General features: G+C 62.7%; 10 protein-coding genes. 6 read left to right on the forward strand and 4 right to left on the reverse strand.

Annotation, left to right across the window (positions count from 1 at the left end):
- Positions 1-55: 55 nt before the first annotated feature.
- Both FGU64_RS03030 and FGU64_RS03035 read left to right on the forward strand, forming a co-directional pair.
- Positions 56-11,470 carry an autotransporter-associated beta strand repeat-containing protein gene (locus FGU64_RS03030; RefSeq protein ID WP_139950821.1) on the forward strand — a complete coding sequence of 3,805 codons (11,415 nt, stop codon included), beginning with the start codon at positions 56-58 and terminating at the stop codon, positions 11,468-11,470.
- A gap of 90 nt (positions 11,471-11,560) precedes the next feature.
- Positions 11,561-12,091, forward strand: a complete 531-nt coding sequence (locus FGU64_RS03035) for an invasion associated locus B family protein (protein ID WP_246671230.1) — start codon at positions 11,561-11,563, stop codon at positions 12,089-12,091.
- Positions 12,092-12,387: 296 nt separating this feature from the next.
- On the opposite strand, the gene FGU64_RS03040 is transcribed toward FGU64_RS03035, so the two are convergent.
- Complete coding sequence (locus FGU64_RS03040) at positions 12,388-12,975, reverse strand: TetR/AcrR family transcriptional regulator (RefSeq protein WP_139950822.1); 588 nt, start codon at positions 12,973-12,975, stop codon at positions 12,388-12,390.
- An 81-nt stretch (positions 12,976-13,056) separates the two neighbouring features.
- On the opposite strand from FGU64_RS03040, the gene FGU64_RS03045 reads away from it, so the two are divergent.
- The 3 genes from FGU64_RS03045 (at position 13,057) to FGU64_RS03055 (ending at position 14,838) form a co-directional block, all read left to right on the forward strand.
- Positions 13,057-13,512 carry an ester cyclase gene (locus tag FGU64_RS03045; protein ID WP_139950823.1) on the forward strand — a complete coding sequence of 152 codons (456 nt, stop codon included), beginning with the start codon at positions 13,057-13,059 and terminating at the stop codon, positions 13,510-13,512.
- 10 nt (positions 13,513-13,522) lie between these two features.
- On the forward strand, positions 13,523-13,861 hold the full coding sequence (locus FGU64_RS03050) for a DoxX family protein (protein WP_180375619.1): 339 nt from the start codon (positions 13,523-13,525) through the stop codon (positions 13,859-13,861).
- A gap of 89 nt (positions 13,862-13,950) precedes the next feature.
- Positions 13,951-14,838: an AraC family transcriptional regulator gene (locus FGU64_RS03055; protein WP_139950825.1), complete on the forward strand. Its 888-nt coding sequence runs from the start codon at positions 13,951-13,953 to the stop codon at positions 14,836-14,838.
- 193 nt (positions 14,839-15,031) lie between these two features.
- On the opposite strand, the gene hemE is transcribed toward FGU64_RS03055, so the two are convergent.
- Both hemE and FGU64_RS03065 read right to left on the reverse strand, forming a co-directional pair.
- Positions 15,032-16,093, reverse strand: coding sequence for a uroporphyrinogen decarboxylase (hemE, locus tag FGU64_RS03060; protein WP_139950826.1), 1,062 nt, complete (start codon positions 16,091-16,093; stop codon positions 15,032-15,034).
- Positions 16,094-16,300: 207 nt separating this feature from the next.
- Complete coding sequence (locus tag FGU64_RS03065) at positions 16,301-17,503, reverse strand: MFS transporter (RefSeq protein ID WP_139950827.1); 1,203 nt, start codon at positions 17,501-17,503, stop codon at positions 16,301-16,303.
- Positions 17,504-17,657: 154 nt separating this feature from the next.
- On the opposite strand from FGU64_RS03065, the gene FGU64_RS03070 reads away from it, so the two are divergent.
- Positions 17,658-18,560, forward strand: coding sequence for a LysR family transcriptional regulator (locus tag FGU64_RS03070; protein WP_139950828.1), 903 nt, complete (start codon positions 17,658-17,660; stop codon positions 18,558-18,560).
- Positions 18,561-18,845: 285 nt separating this feature from the next.
- On the opposite strand, the gene FGU64_RS03075 is transcribed toward FGU64_RS03070, so the two are convergent.
- Positions 18,846-19,307 (reverse strand): cupin domain-containing protein, encoded by a 462-nt coding sequence (locus FGU64_RS03075; RefSeq protein WP_139950829.1) that lies wholly within the window; start codon positions 19,305-19,307, stop codon positions 18,846-18,848.
- Positions 19,308-19,319 lie beyond the last annotated feature (12 nt).

Consider the following 19,319-nt stretch of genomic DNA (forward strand, 5'->3'; position numbering starts at 1 on the left):
TGCAAGATACTCGCCCCGAGAAGCGGCCTTCTCGCGCTTACTGCGTGGTGGCCGCATGACGAAGTGGAAAGGCGAAGCGGCGAGCTACGCTCCCAATTTAGCCACTTACGTTTCATCCTCCGCCAAGGCCTTGGGGACTACTCTGCTGCCCATGGCGGTATTGATCGCGAGCGTGGCCGGGCCCGCCTTCGCGGCAGATAGATATTGGGATGTCAATCAGACGGCCGCCGGCAGCGGCGGCACCGGCATCTGGGATCTTGGTAACCTTTACTGGAGCGACAACTCCAGCGATACGCTTGGCCCCTATAACCAGCCGTGGGCCAACGGCGACAACGCTATCTTTGCCGGCACAGCCGGCACGGTAACGCTTGGCGCGCCGATCATCGCCAATGGCCTAACCTTCAGCACCAGCGGCTATACGATCGCGGGGAGCGCCAATATCCTGACGCTCGGCGGCACGACGCCGACTGTCTCGGTGACCGCCGGCACTTCCACCATCAGCGCCATCATCGCCGGCTCAGATGGACTCGCCAAGGCAGGCGCGGGCACGCTGTTTCTGACCGGAGCGAACACGTTCAGTGGCGGCATAACGCTGAGCGGCGGTGTATTGCGCGCCAGCAACAATGCCGCGTTCGGCGCGCCAGGCAACATAATCACGACCACGACCAACGCAACGCTCACCGTCGATTCGGGCACCATGGACCGGTCCGTGTCGATCGCGGGAGGAACCACACTCACCGTAAGCGGTGCCGGCGTGGGGGCGGCGCAGTTTACCGGTTCGGGTAACCTCAGCGTGGCCAGCGGCGCCACGCTTAGCAACGACAGCAGCAACTTTACCGGAACGGTGCAGCTCAACGGGGTGGGCCAGGGCGTCGGGAATGTTGCATTCACCTCAGTTCGGAATGTCGGCGAGGCGAGCTCACTGGGTGCCGGCGGGACAATTACATTTACGGCCGGAAGTCAGTTTTCGGACAACATAACCTATATCGGCGATGGCGACAGCTCGAACCGCGATTGGGTGTTGTCGGGCTCAACGCTTCGCCGTTTCAACAACTCGGGCACGGGAACGCTCATCCTCACCGGCAACTTCAATCTGGCGCAAAACACCCAGTTCAATGCCGCGAGCGGGGATTTCGACCTCCAGGGCATACTCAGCGGCGTTGCTTCTGGCGTCACCTTCACAGCTGCCGCGGCCCGCAGCGTCACGCTTGCCGGAGCCAACACGTTCGCTGGCACCGTCATCCTGAACGGTGGGGGTACCATCAACGCCTCCGTTCTGGCGGACGCGGGGCTCGCCAGCTCATTCGGGCAGGGATCGGCGATCGCTATAAACGGCGCCACATTGCGCTACACGGGCGGTGCAACCAGCACAGACCGCACGTGGGTCCTGTCAAACAACACCATGCTGCAAAACGACGGCACTGGCGGCCTGACGCTCACCGGCGCCATTGCTTTCGATCCCGTAGCCAGCATTGATACCCTCAACCTCGGCGGCAGCTACGCCGGGGAAAATACGATCGCCAGCAACATCGGCGATTCCGGCCGCATCGTCGCGAATGGCGCCGGCACCTGGGTGCTCAGCGGCGACAACAGCTATACGGGCGGCACCACGGTCGAGAGCGGAACGCTGCGCGCGGGCAGTGCGACGGCCTTCAACCAGCTGAGCTCGCTGACCGTGAATGGCGGCACGTTCGACCTCGGCAGCTATGACTACAGCTTCACCAGGCTGGACGGCACCGGCGGAACGGTGCAGCTTGGTGCTGGCGGTCTCACTGTGGGCGTCGCCACCGGTATCAGCTCGAGCTTCGCAGGCAGCATCCAGGGCAGCGGCGGCTTCACCAAAGGGGGTGGCGGCACGCAGACGCTGACCGGCGCAAGCACCTATACCGGCGACACCAATATAGCGGGCGGCACGCTCGCCCTTGACTTTTCCTCCGCCGGAGGACCGACGAGCAACATCATCTCAAGTGCCTCGGCCCTCAACATGGCAGGAGGCACCGTGCAGGTTACGGGCGCCGCCGGCGAGGCGAACAGCCAGACTTTCAACGGGCTCAACCTCACGGGCGGCAGCAACAGGGTTACGGTGGCTGCGGGGGCGAGTGGCGGCACCGTGCTCGTCAATTTCGGCAACGTCATAAGAACGGGCGGCCAGATCGACTTCGGTATCGACGCGGGAACGACGATGACCGTGGCGCCGGGCACCACGCTCGGCGGCTGGGCCACGGTCAACGCCACCGACTATGCGGATGTGGATGCCAGCAACAATATCATCGCCTTCACGGCCTATGATCTCAAGGACGATGCCGGCACGTGGGTGGACGGCGATATCGTCACCGACACCGGCGGCGCGGCGAGCACACCCTTCTTCGGCACGGTGAGTGAGGCGGGTGGCGACAATGTCGTCCAGCTCGGCGGCCTGCGGTATACGGTGGCGAGAAACTCTGGCGTCAATGTCGGAGCCGGCCAGACGCTCGGTGTCGACGGCACCATCATCGTCGCCGACAGTGTTGGCAGCGCGAGCCAGACGATTTTCGGCGGTTCGGTCAGGGGGGCAGTCGGCGGTGCGCTGGGCATCCAGCAGAACAGCGCCGGTACCTTCACCATCAACTCGACCATCGTCAACAGCGGCGGCGCCACGGGGCTCACCGTCGGCGGTATTGGCGCGGGCACTGTCGCACTTGGCAACCCTGACAACAGCTATACTGGAGCGACCTGGGTTACCCGGGGCAGATTGTCGGTCGCAACGCTCGCCGATGGCGGCACGAACAGCAGCATCGGCGCGTCCCTGGCGGATTCTTCCAACCTGGTACTCGAAGGCGGTACGCTCAACTATACCGGCGGCAACGTCACGACGGATCGCGGCTTCACGCTCATGCGCTCGGGCGCCATCACCGGCGGCACGATCCAGGTCACGCAGTCCGCGACCAACCTGACCTTCGGCGGTGAGATCGTCAGCCCCGACGGCGCCGGCCTCACCAAAACCGGCTCTGGTATGCTGACGCTTACCAGTGCCGGGAGCAGCTATACTGGAGCTACCCGGATCACCAGCGGCACGCTGTCGGTCGCAACGCTCGCCAACGGCGGCGCGGCCAGCAGCATCGGCGCATCGAGCAGCGATTCGGCCAATCTTGTCCTGCAGGCCGGCGCTACGCTGCAATACACGGGCGGCTCGGTCACGACCGACCGCGGTTTCACCATCGGTGGAAGTGCCGGTGGCGCGATAGACGTTGCCGACGCGAATACGGTTCTAGAGTTCAGCGGTGCTGTTGTTGCCGATGATTACGCCCCTTTGCTGAAGGAAGGGGCCGGCACTCTGGTTTTATCTGGGACCAATACGTATGTCGGCTCTACCCTTATAAACGGCGGAACTTTGCGAGCCGGGTCGGCGGAAGCTTTCGGCCGTGCCAGCACAATGAGACTGGCGGATGCGGCAGGCGTCACGCTGGATCTGGCCGGCTTCGACATCAAGGTTGGCGGCCTCGAGGGCGGGGGGGCCAATGGCGGCACCGTCACTCTCGGCGGAGCCACCCTGACGATCGGCGGCTTGAACGTGACCTTCAATGGTGAGGTCAGCGGCGCCGGCGGACTCATCAAGGAAAACTCCAGCACCCAGACTTTTGTGGGGTGCGGCAACAGCTATAGCGGCCCGACCACCATCCAAGGCGGTATGCTGTCCGTCGATTGCATTCGCAATGGCGGCGAAACCAGCGGCATTGGTGCATCCACCGCCGCCGCGAGCAATCTGGTCCTCACCAATAGCGGCACCCTACAATATACGGGCGACACGGTCACAACTGATCGCGGGTTTCACCTTGCTGGCGGCTGGGGTGGCTTCGCGGTCACGAAAGCCACGACCACGCTGGAGTTCACGGGTAACGTCACCAACGCCGCGAGCGGTGGCCTGGTGAAGGATGGCGCGGGCGCCCTGAAGCTTTCCGGCACCAACACTTACGGCGCCACTCTGCTCAGAGAGGGCACTCTGATCGCCGGCTCCAACCAGGCCCTTGGAACCGGCAGCATGGCGGTTTATGCCGGCGCGACCCTGGACCTGGCCGACAATCCCAACTCGCTCTTCGCTCTCGACGACAGCAACGACGTTGGCGGCACGGTCCGGCTCGGCTCGGCCGATCTGACGATCACCAACGGCGGGGCGAATTTCTTCGGTACGATCCAAGGAACTGGCGGCCTGATAAAGAATGGCGGCGGCGGCCAGGGATTGGGCGGCTGCGACAACAGCTACAGTGGCGGAACCGTCCTCAATGGCGGCTGGATCTACGCCGACTGCATAAGGGATGGCGGGCTGAACAGTTCGATCGGCTCGTCCAGCGCTGATGCGAGCAACCTCGTCATCGGCGGCACAGGCGCCGCTGGCTTGCTGTACAATGGTAGCGAGAATGCCACCACCGACCGCCGTTTCACGATGGGTAACACCGCCTATCTCAGATCTTCGGGCACTGGCACGCTCAATTTCACCAGCACGGCCGCGATTTCGCATACTGGTACAGGTGCACGACAGTTGCGTCTCGGCGGCACCAACAGCGGCACCAACATCCTCGCGGCGCAGATTGTGGACAACGGCGCCTCGGCGGTCTCGCTGGTAAAGGATCAAGCCGGCACCTGGCGGCTGACCAATTCGACCAGTTCCTACACGGGCGCCACGATTACCACCGCTGATGGCGGCGTACTCGAAGTCACCAAGCTCGCTGATGGCGGCGAAAACAGCAGCATCGGCGCGTCGACCGCAGCCGCCGGCAATCTGGTCATCAGCACCAACGGAACGCTGCGCTATGTCGGCGCTGGCGACAGCACCAACCGGCTGTTCACTCTCGGCACCGGTACGACCATCATCGAATCCTCTGGCACCGGCGCCGTCAACTTCACCGACAGCGGCGGCCTGATGGGCTTTACGGGCATCGGCGCGCGCGCCTTCACGCTCGGCGGCACCTATGCCGGCGACAACATCATGGGCGTGACGATCCGCGACCAAAGCGGAGCTAACCAGACCAGCCTCGCCAAGAACGACGCCGGCACGTGGATTCTCACCGCCGACAATACCTACACCGGCAATACCGTTATTAACGACGGTAAGCTGATCATCGGCAATGGCGGCACGACGGGGAATGTCGGCACCGGCGAGGTGATCCTTGCTTTCTCGACCGGCACGCTCGGCTTCAATCGCAGCGATGCCGGTGGTTTCAATTTCGCCGGCAAGATCAGCGGCCCAGGCATTATCGAGCAAATGGGCGAAGGCACCACGGTGCTGACTGCGACCAACAGCGCCGGCATGACCAGGATTACAGAGGGTGTGCTGCAGGTCGACGGCGGTCTGACAACCGGCATGATCGTCTTCGACGACGACGAGGCGACAACCCTTACCGTCAACGGCACCGTCCAGGGCAACGGTCTGCCGGTCACGATCGCCGGTGATGGGGCCTCCAACATCATCAACGTCAATGCAGGCGGCACCCTGACCGCTACAGGCGATCTGGGCAGTGGCAGTGACACGCTGAATGTGAGTGGGACGCTCGACACCGGCGCCGGCGTGCTTGGCCTGGGAGTGGGGAACGATACCCTGGTGCTCAACGACACTGCCGTATTCAGCGGTGGTGGCGTCGATGCCGGTACGGGTGGTGAAAGTGGCGTGGGTGACACCCTGCAGGTCGTCGCCGACACCGGGCGTACGCTCGATGGTGGCAACATCGCCAACTTTGAAAGCCTCGATAAAAAGGGCGCCGGTACCCTGATGCTGACGGGTGACCACAACTATGGCGCCGGGACGCGCATCGAGTCCGGGGACCTGAGAATCGGTAATGGCGCGACGCCAGCAACGCTTGCAACGCCGACCGTGGCAAACGAGGGCAGTCTCAGCTTCTTTCTCAATAGCGACTACTCTTTCGATGGCGTTATCTCGGGCAGCGGCCGCGTGGGCTCGTTCGGCACCGGCGTGATTACGCTTACCGGCAACAACAGCTACGCCGGGTCCACCACCGTCAACGCCGGTACCCTTATCATCAACGGAGATCAGTCCGGTGCGCAGGGGCAGACCAACGTCGGCTTCAGCGCCACGCTAGGCGGAAACGGCACGGTTGGCGGCGAGGTAAGGAGCCTGGGGGCCATTAATCCAGGTGGGGTCGGCAACCTGCCTGGCACTTTGAACATCAATGGAAATTTGTTGCTGCTCGCTGGCTCCCTTAACTACGATTTCGGTCGGGCGGGCGTGCCCGGTGGGGCTTTCAACGACCTTATCAATGTCGGCGGCAACCTGACGCTTGATGGCACACTCAACATCACGCAGACGCCGGGCGGTACCTTTGGTCCGGGTGTATACCGTCTTATCAACTACGGCGGGACCTTGACCGATAACGGTCTGAATGTCGCCTCACCCGACTATTTCGTGCAGACCTCGATCGACAAGCAGGTCAACCTGGTCAACTCCATAGGTCTGGCCCTTAGCTTCTGGGACGGTGATACCGGTCCGCATTCCGACAGCGCGGTCGACGGCGGTAGCGGCGTCTGGCGAGCAGCCGGAGACAGGAACTGGACCGACGCGACCGGTCTCTTCGCCGCGCCCTTCGACAATGCGAGCTTCGCCATCTTCCAAGGCGCAGCAGGCACGGTAGATGTCGACAGCACCACCAACGGCCAGGTGCAAGCCGTGGGCATGCAATTCGACGTAGATGGCTATGTCGTGCAGGGCGAAGGAATCGTGCTTGTCGATGACAGCACGCAGCCTGGTCTTCAGTCGATCATTCGCGTCGGCGACGGCACGGTGGCTGGCGCGGGCTATTCTGCGACGATCAGCTCAAGTCTCACCGGCACTACGCAACTCGTAAAGACCGACCTCGGCACGCTCGTGCTCTCCGGCACCAACACCTACACTGCCGGCACGGCAATCAATGGCGGCACAATCCAGATTTCGTCGAATGGCAATCTAGGTGCTGCGGGCGGGGCGCTCAGCTTGAACGGCGGCACGTTGCGCAACACGGCCGCGATCGTTACCGGCCGGGCCGTCGTGCTCAATGCGGGCGGCGGCACTTTCGACACGCTGGCCGACCTAACGCTGAGCGGCGCGGTCGGCGGGGTGGGCGTGCTCAACAAGACCAGTGCCGGCACGTTGGTGCTCACTGGCACGAACAGCTATCAGGGTGGCACCATCATCAATGGCGGTACGGTCGAGGTTTCGGCGAACGCCAATCTCGGCAATGCTGCCGGCGGGCTCACCTTCGACGGCGGCACCCTGCACACGACCGGTACGTTCGCCGCCGCGCGCAGCGTGGTGCTCAATTCGGGCGGCGGTACGTTCCAGACGGACGGTGGGACGATACTGTCATTGGCAAACGCTATGGCCGGCGCGGGCATGCTCACCAAGGACGGCGCCGGTACGCTGGTGCTGAGCGCTGACAACGTCTATGGCGGCGGCACGACGATCGCGGGGGGCACGTTGCAGCTCGGCGCAGGCGGGGCGGCCGGTACCATCGCCGGCGACGTGACGAACGACGGCACGCTCGCTTTCAACCGAAGTGACAGCTATGCTTTTTCCGGCCAGATCTCGGGCACTGGTTCGCTGGAACAGATCGGCAGCGGCACGACAGTTCTCGCTGCCGACAACAGCTATACCGCCGCGACCACAGTTCGCGCGGGTACGCTCATCGTCAACGGCGACCAGACGGCCGCGGCCGGGCTTACCACGGTCGAAGACGGTGGCACGCTCGGCGGCATCGGCACGATCGGCGGCAATGTCGACGTCCTTGACGGTGGTGCGCTGAACCCGGGGAAACCCGGCACGACGCCAGGGATGCTCACGATCAAGGGCGGTCTGACGCTGGCAGCCAATGCGTCGCTCAACTACAACTTCGGCCAGGCGGGTGTAGTCGGCGGGGCCTACAACGACCTGACCGTGGTGCAAGGCGATTTGAACCTCGACGGCACGATCAACGTCGCCGAGACGCGCGGTGGCGATTTCGGGCCGGGCATCTATCGCATCATCAGCTATGGCGGCGCGCTCAACGACAGTGGGCTTGCCACCACCTCGACCGACTACAATGTGCAGACCTCAATCGACAAGCAGGTGAACCTTGTCAGCACCGCCGGACTAGTGCTGAGCTATTGGGATGGCGACACCGGCCCCGCCAACCAGAGCAACGGCGCGATCGAAGGTGGCGACGGAACGTGGCGGGCCGGTGGCAATACCCTGTGGACGCAAGATGATGGCGCCCTCAACGGAACATTCGACAACGGCAGCTTCGCCGTTTTTGCCGGAACCGGCGGCACGGTGACGGTGGATGGCGCCTTCGGCGCGATCGACGTGGCCGGCATGCAGTTTGCGGCTGAGGGCTACATCATCCAAGGCAGTGACGTCACACTTGATGGGCCGCAATCGACGATTCGAGTCGGCGACGGCACGATACCCGGGTCCGCTTACCTCGCGACAATCGCCTCGAACCTCATTGGTAACAGCGAACTGGTCAAAACCGATCTCGGCACCTTGGTGCTTGCCGGCGCCAACCGCTATACCGGTGGCACCGCGATCAATAGCGGCACCCTGCAGGTCTCGGCCGACGCCAATCTCGGCGCCGCTCCGGGGGAGCTGAGCTTCGACGGCGGCACGCTGACCGCCACGCTCGCCTTCGCCAGCGCGCGCGACGTAACGCTCAATGCCGGCGGCGGCACATTCGACACGCAGGCCGACCTCGCATTGTCCGGTGTCCTCGGCGGAACAGGAAGCCTGACCAAGACTGGCAATGGCGCGCTCGTCCTCTCCGGGTCCAACGCATATGCCGGGGCGACCACCGTTGCTGAAGGCAGCCTCTATGTCGACGGCGACCAGAGTGGCGCGACCGGGCTGACCACCGTCAGGACCGGTGCAATGCTAGGTGGCGGTGGCGCCATCGGCGGCAGCGTCACGATCGCCGACGGCGGCGTGCTCAATCCCGGTGCGGCGGACGGAACGCCGGGCACGCTCGCGATTATGGGCGACCTTGCGCTTTCCGGTGGCTCGGTCCTCAACTACTCGTTCGGCAAGGCGAATGTCGTGGGTGGCACACTCAACGATCTCGTCACGGTCGGTGGCAATCTGGTGCTCGATGGCACGCTGAATGTCACCGAGACGCCCGGCGGCACATTCGGCCCCGGCATCTATCGCGTCTTTACCTATAACGGCTCGCTGACCAACAATGGTCTTTTGGTAGGGACGATCCCATCGAGCGGCTATTTTGTGCAAACCGCGGTCGCCAACCAGGTGAACCTCGTTAATACGGCGGGGCTGGCGCTGAGCTACTGGGATGGCGATGCTGGACCCAAATTCGATGGCGTCGTCAATGGCGGCAACGGCATCTGGCAAAGCTCTGCGGGCAACGACAACTGGACGGACGCAACCGGCGCGGTCAATGCGGGCTATGGCAACGGCGCATTCCCGGTCTTTGCCGGCGCGGCGGGTACGGTGACAGTCGACAACAGCCTTGGGCAGGTGACGGCCTCCGGCCTGCAGTTCGCCGTCAACGGCTATGCCATCAATGGCGAGGACATCCTTCTTGGCGGCCCGGCGTCAACCATCCGCGTCGGCGATGGCACGGGTGCGGGGGCGGAAATGGCGGCAATGATCACCGCCGCGCTCATAGGGGACACTCAACTGATCAAGACTGACCTTGGGACGCTGGTTCTTTCCGGTACGAACAGCTACATCGACGGCACCGCCATCAATGGCGGCACGCTCCAGGTGTCGAGCGATGCCAATCTTGGCGATGGGAGCGGCGCTCTCAGCTTCGACGGCGGCACGCTGCGCAATACGGCTTCCTTCAGCTCCGGCCGGAATGTGACCGTGAATGCCGGCGGTGGCACTTTTGAAACCGATGCGGATCTTGCCTTGTCAGGGGTCATCGGCGGAACCGGTCCTCTCACAAAGGCCGGTGCCGGCGTTCTGGCACTTTCCGGCGACAGTTCGAGTTTTGCCGGAACCACCTCGATTGCCGCCGGAACGCTCTCTCTCCGCGGCAGTCTCTGCGGCAATATGAAAGTGCTGGCCGGCGGACGGCTGGAGGGGACGGGAACAGTCTGCGACACCGACAATGCCGGCGCAGTAGCGCCGGGCATCGGCGGGATCGGCACGTTGACGGTGGACGGCACCTACAGTGGCAATCGCGGCACGCTGGAGATCGAAAGCGAGCTCGGCGGCGATGCTTCGCGAACCGACCGGCTGATCGTCGCCGGAAACACCTCGGGCGACACGAATGTCAAGGTCGCCAATGTGGGCGGCGGCGGCGCGCAGACCGTCGAAGGGATCAAGATCATCGATGTCGGCGGCGCCTCGGATGGCAAATTCTCGCTCCTCGGCGACTATCTCTTCGAGGGCCAGCAGGCGACAGTGGCGGGTGCCTATGCTTACCGCCTCTATAAGGGCGGCGTCAGCACACCGAGCGACGGCGACTGGTACTTGCGCTCGGCCTACATCAATCCCGACGATCCTGAGCCGCAGCCGCTCTACGCGCCATCTACCTCGATCTACGAGGCCTATGCCGGCGTGCTGCAGAGCTTCGACCAGCTCGATACGCTGCAGCAACGTGTCGGCAACCGCTCCTGGGGGCCGGGTGCGACGCCTCAAGGTGCAGACGATCCGACCGTAGGCCCCGTGGATGGCCACGCAATCTGGGCCAGGATCGAGGCAGCACATGCCGAACTTGACCCCGGGACATCCACGACCGGAACCGATTATGACGTGACCACCTGGAAGATGCAGGCCGGTCTCGACGCCTTGCTGCATGAGGGCGAGGCAGGCGTTCTGATCTTCGGAATTACCGTCCACTACGGAACCGTCTCTTCGAACGTCTTCTCCCCGTTTGGCACGGGCTCAATCGATGCAACGGGCTACGGGTTCGGGGGCACGCTCACCTGGTACGGCAACAGCGGCTTCTATGTTGACGCGCAAGCGCAGGCGACCTGGTACAACAGCGATCTTACGTCCTATACGCTGGGTCGCAGGCTCGTCGAAGGCAATAACGGCTTCGGCCATGCGTTCAGCCTCGAGAGCGGACAGAAGATCTCCGTTACCGACAAATGGTCGCTGACGCCACAGGCGCAGCTCGCTTATTCGTCGGTCCGCTTCGACGACTTTACCGATCCGTTTGGCGCTGCCGTATCGCTGGCGGACGGCGACAGTCTCGTCGGCCGCCTCGGCCTCTCATCCGATTACGAGAACCAATGGGTAGACGAAGCCGGAAAAGTCAGCCGCGCCCACCTTTATGGCATTGCCAACCTATACTATGGCTTCCTCGAGGGCTCGAAGGTAGATGTTTCCGGTACGACCCTGGCGAGCGAGAACCAGTCGCTGTGGGGCGGACTTGGCCTGGGCGGTTCGCTGAGCTGGGACGATGGCCGCTATGCGGTCTTTGGCGAAGCGTTCGCCCGCACCAGCCTTCAGGACTTCGGTGACAGCAACGCCCTCGGCGGCAAACTCGGCTTGAGCGTGAAGTGGTGAGAGCGATGGATCGCAGGTTCGGCAATTGATGCGTTCACAAAATGCCCAGCATGCGTTTACCGCCGCTACAATCAGAAGGATAAGCATTTCGTGGTGACCCGTTCGTCCAACACTCTTGCAGCCGTTGCAGCGTCTTTGATGCTGTGCACGCCGGCAATTGCTCAAGAGGCCGCTTCCAAGCTGCCTGGCGGCGCGTCCTCTCTCCAGGAGACATATCAGGACTGGAGCCTTTCTTGTCAGGGCACGCCCAAAACGGTTTGTGGAATCTCGCAGCAGCAGATGCAGCAGAACGGGCAGCGTGTGCTTGCGATCGAGTTGCGCCGGAGCGCCGATGGCGGGCTCTCGGGCAATCTGGTCCTGCCGTTCGGACTTTCTCTCGATGCCGGCGCCGCCTTGCAGGTTGACGCTGCGGCGCCGCAGAAACCAGTGCGCTTCTCCACATGCCTGCCCGCCGGATGCCTTGTGCCGCTCACCTTCGACGCCGAGGAAGCCGCGGTGCTTAAGAACGGCACGGCGCTCAAGGTGAACGTGCAAAGCTCCGACGCCAAACAAGTCACGCTCTCCATCTCCCTAAAAGGGCTGGCAGCCGCCATTGCCCGCCTCGAAGCGCTGGGAACCTGAGTGTTTGAGCCGTCAGAGGTCAGCGAAGGCATTCGGTGTGAAATGCCCTTAGTCACCTGCAACTGAAGTTCGTCACAAATCAGGTTGCGAGTCCTCTCGATGCAGGTTCGAACCATCCCGGATCGCCGGAGGCCGTTTCATTTGAGTCACGCCGCCGCGGCAGGCTCTCGGCCCCTTCCGGCCCCCGAATTTGCCCTTGGAAGATACGGCCCTCGCAGAAGACGGAAATTGATTCCCACTTTGATCACCGCGGGATCGTCTGCCACCGCCCTTCCCATCGCGACGCTGGCGTGACGTCACTCCCAGAGCGCCAGGGCCGCATCGATCTGATGCTCGAAGACCTCGGGCCTGGGCGACCCGGTTCCCAGGACTAGTTCCTGGTACGCATCGCCCAGCGCCAGTTGGACGAGTTGTTCGGCGACGACAGGCGCGGTCGCAGCTTTGTGCTCCTCGGCCCATAGCTGTGCGATTGCAATCCGGACCTGGCGCGGTCCAGCCTCCCAGAACAGGCGTCCCAGGCCCGGCATCCGCTCGGCCTCGGCGACGATGGCGCGATAAAGCCGGACGCTGTCCGGCCTGGTAACGCCTGCCACGAACGTCAGCAGCAGTTCGCGAAGTCGCTGTCCGGCCGGCAGCAACCTTGGCGGCGGCCGGACGACCTCCGGCGCGCACATCGCCTCGACCAGCGCTTCGACCAGCGCCTCCTTCGACCGGAAGTGGCGATAGATGGTCTGCTTACCCACGCCGGCTTCGGCGGCAACCGCGTCCATCGAACCTTGAGCGAACCCCTCGCGCATGAAGACGGCGCGTGCGCCTTCGAGGATCGCCGCGCGCTTGGCGGGGTCGAGGGCGCGTCCGGGGCGGGGCGAGGTAGAGATAGTCATCAGCGATCCTTTACGAGACTGACTAGTCTCGCTATATGTCACGGCGAGACTAGTTAGTCTCGTTTAATATAGGAGACTTCAATGTCAACCGATCCTTTGGCCCTCGGCTACCTGTTCGCCGAGATCGTGTCCGGTCACGACGTGTCGCGCTTCGACGAGATCGTCGCGCCCGACTATATAAACCACAATGCCTTTACAGAGCCCGGTCGGGAGGGCGTCAAGACGGTCTTCGGCGCGATCATTGCGGGCGTGCCCGACCTCAAGGTGTACGCCGAAGACGTCTTCGTCTCGGCGGATGGCTCGCGCCTGGTGGGCCGCTACCGCTACCAGGGGACGCACAGTGGCGACTTCCTCGGCTATCCTGCGACAGGCAATGCCTTCGCCATGCGTTCGATCGATATCTGGCGTGTGGAGGATGGACGCCTCATCGAGCATTGGGACGAACTCAACACGCTCGACATCTTCACCCAGATCGGCGCCCTGGCGCCCCTTGGTCAGCCGGGTACGCATGGCGGACCCCGGCAGCCGGCAGCGTGAGGGCCATCCTATGCCAGTGGTCAAACTCTTCGCGATCGGGCTTCCGATTGCGCTCGGCGTCGTGATGATCGGGGCCGGAGCAGTCAACTTCGTCGGTCCTCGGTCAGTGCGCGAGTCCTTTGTGCGCTGGGGTTATCCAGCCGGTTTTCATCGGGTGACAGGCGGGCTCGAGGTGGTGGCAGGATTACTGCTGTTGGTGCCGGCTACATGGTGGGCCGGCGCGATAGGCAGTAGCGTGATCCTGTTGGCGGCGGCGGCGACGCTGATCCGCTGTCGTGAATGGAGCCATCTGCCGGGCGCCGTCGTTCTGGTGGCAGCGGCGGTAGGGACGCTGGCGATCCACGTTTAGAACCATACGTGATCCGCCGAAACCGCAAGATCAGTCGAGCGCGTCATGGCGCTGAACCGCTAGATGGGGCTGCCACGGAGAACGAAACGATGAAGGCGGCGCTTCGGACCTATCATGCCCGGATGCTGCGGGTGCTGGACTATATCGACCGGCATCTCGATGGCGATCTGGACCTGGAAACGCTGGGCCGGGTCGCCGCCTTCTCGAAGTTTCATTTCCACCGGCAGTTTGCGGCGACCTTCGGGTTGTCCGTCCATCGCTATGTCCAGCTTGCCCGCATGCGGCGCGCTTCGCGCCAACTGGCCTGGAACAACGCCGAAAGTGTCACCGACATAGCGATGGATGCCGGTTACGATGCTCCCGATGCCTTTGCCCGCGCCTTTCGGCAACGGTTCGGGCAATCGCCTTCGTCGTTCCGGAAGTCGCCCGACTGGGCGCCGTGGTTCGCGGCCTTCGGGCCTCTGGACAACGCAAGGAACAAGCTCATGCAGATCATCTTTACTCCCGACGACGTGACGATCCGCGACATGCCCCCGACGCCGGTGGCGATCATGGAGCATCGGGGCGACCGGGCAACGCTCGGCGCGACCATCGAGCGGTTCAAGGCCTGGTGCAAGGCGGCAAGCCTGTCGCCCGAGACAGGCCGCTCCAGCTTCATGGTCTTTCGATCCGAAAGGTGTCCCGCGAACCCGGCCGACTACAGTATGGACTTGTGCGTCGGCACCGACCAACCGATCGAGGCGAGCGACGAGGGGATGAAGGCCGGTGTAATCCCGGGCGGGCGCTGCGCGGTGCTGCGCTATCCCGGCAACACCAACAATCTCGAACCCGCAGCGCTCTACCTCTATCGTGACTGGCTGCCGGACAGCGGCGAGGAAGCGCGCGACTTCCCGATCTATTGTCAACGCCGGCTCTCGCCCATCGCGGAGATGCCGGCGCATGAAGTGGTCGTTGAATTGTTCCTGCCCCTGAAATAGCGCCTGCGGATGGCGGCTTTTGTCCCGCGTGGTGGACGCGACCAGGCGGGTAGGATTGATGTCTCTATGTCAGCCGAACGGACATACCGCCATCCGCGAGCATCGGGCTTTCCGTCACCATGGAAATCAGCTCCGATGATATTGTCGTAGAACTTGGGATTTCCGCGACTTCATGAGGGAGAGGCGAGAGCTGCTACGAACGCCAAGCCCTCACCTGGCGAACCAATGCTGCGACGTGTTCGGGTTGTGTAGTTTTTAGGATACCGTGCCCGAGGTTGAAAATGAACGGCCCTTCGCTCGCATGACGAAGAATGCGTTCAGCATCGGTAGCCAGCGCCTGCCCGCCAACAACCAGCAATTGCGGGTCGAGGTTACCTTGGATGCAGCGACCCAGCCTTCGCTGAATGGCCCCGGAGGCCCAGCCCAATGAGACGGTGCTATCGAGTCCAATGCAATTAGCATGGGTAGCCTGAGCGTACCCCTGATATAAGAGGCCTGCAGCTCGGGGGAAGGCGATGACAGGTATGTGAGGGTATCTCTGTCGAAGTGCCTCAATGATATTAGCGACAGGTTGAACACACCAACGTCTGAAGAACGGCTCTGGCAATATTCCGGCCCAACTCTCGAATATTTGTATTGCTTCGGCTCCAGCTTCGATTTGTCGTCCCAAGAATTGGGTTGCCGCAATGGTCAGCATGTCGATGAGCGGTTGAAATCCACTTGGGTCGGTCAGCGCCCATTGCTTGATAATCGCATGATCGGTCTCGCCTCCACCCCTACCTTCGACCATGTACGTGGCCACCGTCCACGGTGCACCAGCGTAGCCGATGAGAGCGACATCCGAGGGAAGGGACGCCGACAGCAGCCGAACCGTCTCGTAGATTGGGGCCAACTCCTCATGGAGACGCGATAAGCTCAGGTGCTGTTGGATGTCATCGGGGGAACGGATTGGCGGACTTAGGACAGGACCGTCGCCATCGCGATACTCAAGAGTCTGTCCAAGTGCCGCCGCGAGTTGCGGGAGATCGGCGAACAGGATCGCAGCGTCAAGCTGAAAGCGCCGAATCGGCTGGAGCGTGACCTCCGCCGCATATTGAGGCGAGTTACACAAGCTCAGCATACCTCCGGCGGCTTCACGCGTGACATGGTATTCCGGCAAGTAACGGCCTGCCTGACGCATTAGCCAGATCGGGGGTCGTTCAGTCCGCTCTCCTGCCAATGCTCGCAGGACCAGCTTTTTTGAAGAAGGCACCATAAGGCTCTCTAGCTATGCTTAGTCTTCTGCTGGACAGACGGGATGGTCCATAAATCGTCGCCGCAGTCACGAAAATCTCGAAACATTCATGACGATAGACGACCACAATGAGGTCGCTTGTCGACGGGAAGCTATGGGCCGGGCACGTCACGGGGCCGGACGGGTGGCTTCCGGCCCTGAAACTGTCGTCTGTGCGATGAGGTCTGACTACGGAACGGGCTTCTCAGCCGCGCCGGCTTTCAAGATCAGAGCGACGATCACCCCAAGCGCTGCTCCGCAGACGCCGACGAGATACACAGCCGAATATCCTTCGCTTGCGACAACCACGCCCGAAAGCGGGGCAGCAATGCCCATGGTGAGATCCCAAAAGGCGACGAAGGCTCCGAGCGCGCCACCGCGGTTTTGAGCCGGAACACGGCGAACCACTTCGACGCCGAAACTGGGCAGCACGAGCGAATAGCCGATGCCTGTAAGGCCGGCGCCTATGAACGCCATCTCCGGGGTTTCGGCACGCCAGAGTAAAACCTGGCCGACGGCTTCTATCGCCAGCGACACCGCAGCTACCTTGGCGCCGCCAAAGCGATCGGGCATTCGGGCGAAGAGCAGTCGCACGAGGATGTAGCCGACACCGAAAATAGTCAGCGCCCAGGCCGCACCTTCCCATCGCTTTTCAGCGAAGAGAAGGGTAACGAACGCGATAAGAAGGGCGAAGCCGAATGTCGCCAGCGTCACGCCCATTCCCGGCAGCCAAACCATCCGGACGACTTTGAGGAACGGAAGCCTCGGTCGAGCGTTCGGTTGAACGGGCCTCAATAGCAAAATGAATGGCGTGGCGGCGAGGGGCGCAAGCCCTGCTGCCAGCGAAACGCCCGCAAAACCGAACGCATCCTCGATCAGAACGCCCACCGGCGCACCGATCGCCATCGCGCCGTACATGGCAATGCCGGACCATGCGATGACCCGACCGCTATGCTGCGGGCCGAGAAGCCCAATGCCCCAGGCCATGGATGCAGTGATCAGCAGGCTCTCGCCGAGACCCAGGAGTACGCGTCCTGCTAGCAATATCGCAAGGCTGAACGGCGGTATGGCCACAAACCAAACCGAGGCAAGATAGATGACGCAGGACAGCGCGCAGGCCAGAAGGCCCTTGAACACGGCGCTGCGGGCTCCTTTTGCGTCGGCGATGTTGCCGGCATATTGCCGGGTGAAAAGTGTCGCGACCGATTGCGCGCCCATCGCCAGCCCAACCAAAGACGCGCCGAATCCGAGAGTGCCGTGAACCTGGCCCGGGACGACGGCAAGCGGGAGCCCAATCGCGAGGAATCCCAGGAAGGTCAGCAGACCGAGCGGCAGAAGCCACCGCACCGGCGAGATCGATTCAAAAGGAGACGTGTTGGACAGAACGGACATCTTTCCCTCGTTGTTAGGTTCGGACCCGCGGCCGGGTATATGCCCCGGTATCGGCGACGTTCCCGCGTGGATTCAGATAATTTGTCCGCGTGTGATTGAGAATTGAGCTATCCGGGCATAGTGAATTCACAAAGCGTGAATAATGGAGCGGAGAATGGACCGCCTCACCAGCATGGCCGTATTCGCGAAGGTCGTCGGCGAAGGAAGCTTTGCGAAGGCGGCCCGACAGATGCGACTTTCACCGGCGGCCGTAAGCAAGCATGTGCAATTGCTGGAAGAGTGGCTCGGCGCACGTCTCCTTAACCGGACGACACGTCGTATCAGCCTGACCGAAGCTGGCGCGTCGGTTTACGAGCGCAGCCTGCGTATACTGGAGGATGTAGAGGAGGTCCGGACGAGCACGGCGGAGAACATGGTGCGTCCAAGCGGAGTGCTGCGTGTCAGCGCCCCGATCTCCTTCGGCGCCCTTCATCTCGGGTCGATCTTCGCGGATTATCTCGCAATGTATCCGGGGGTCTCGATTGAACTCGTCCTGGATGACCGCGTCGTCGACATGGTCGATGAAGGTTTCGATGTCGCGGTACGTATTGCTCCGCTCAAGGATTCGAATCTGATTGCCCGCCGGATCGCGCCATCCCGCGAGATCGTCTGTGCGTCGTCAGCCTATCTGGCGAGACATGGGCGGCCCATGAAGCCGTCGGACCTCACCAAACACGATTGTCTAGACTATGCGTTGCGTGCGGATCGTGGAAATTGGCGTTTCGAGGGGCCAGAGGCGGACGTGACTGTGAAAGTTGCGGCGCGCATGACGGCAACGAACGGCCAAATCCTGCGCGATGCCGCGCTTAAGGGCGCTGGCATCATCCTGTGCCCGACATTCCTGGTCGGAGAGGACATCCGTTCCGGACGCCTGGAGCCGCTGATGCCGGACTTCAAGCCGGTGGGGCGCTCCATCCATGCGGTGTATCCCTCACGGCGGCACCTTTCCGCCAAGGTCCGCAGCTTCGTCGGGCTCCTCGCCGACCGCTTCGGCGAGGAGCCGCCTTGGGACAGGTGAGGGCGCCCCCAAGGAGCGTATCCGTTCCGTGCAAGGCTCGTCGCTCTCTTCTCGTCCGTCCCATGCTGGCGACGCCTATACTACGATCGGGATCTGACCGTTGTTGATGCTCTGCCGCGGCGACCGTCTTGACCGGCGGCCAGACCAGCCATCCCTGATTGCGGGGCGTTGACCATTCCGGACTAGGTTACAGGCCCCGGCGACGAATCGACGACGACTCGCGCCCGCCGACATAACCAGCGGCAACACCGGAGACCGCGGTTAGGTAGGACGGCTTTTCGCCACCTACGCACGTGTTGTCAAAGTCGAGAGCTGATTGGTGTCGTAGCGGTTTCGCAATTCGGCGAGCGCTTTTGGATCCGGCGCACCCTGCGCCGCCAGTTTGGCGAGCTCTTCGAAGTAATGCTCATGCCCTGGCGGCGAGACGGTCATCAGCACGCGAGCCGGCTTTTCGCTGATATTCGTGATGTTGTGCGGTATCCCCGGCGGGATGAACAGATAGGTTCCGGGCGTTGCGCGGACCGTCCTGTCGCCGACGTGCCACTCACACTCGCCCTCGAGCAGGTAGAAGGTTTCCTCCTGCACTCGATGAACGTGCTGCCCAGTGGCGAACCCCGCCGGGATCGTCCAATCGAACATGCTAGTGTGTTTGGTATTTTCGCCGGTGACGAGGAAAACCATAGGGTGTCCGCGCAGCATGACCCCCTTCCTCTCATCGGGCATGCGAATGACGACGTCGGCGCTCATGTGATCCTCCTT

The sequence above is a fragment of the Mesorhizobium sp. 8 genome, assembly GCF_006351905.1.
In the GTDB taxonomy this organism is placed as follows: Bacteria; Pseudomonadota; Alphaproteobacteria; order Rhizobiales; family Rhizobiaceae; genus Mesorhizobium; species Mesorhizobium composti.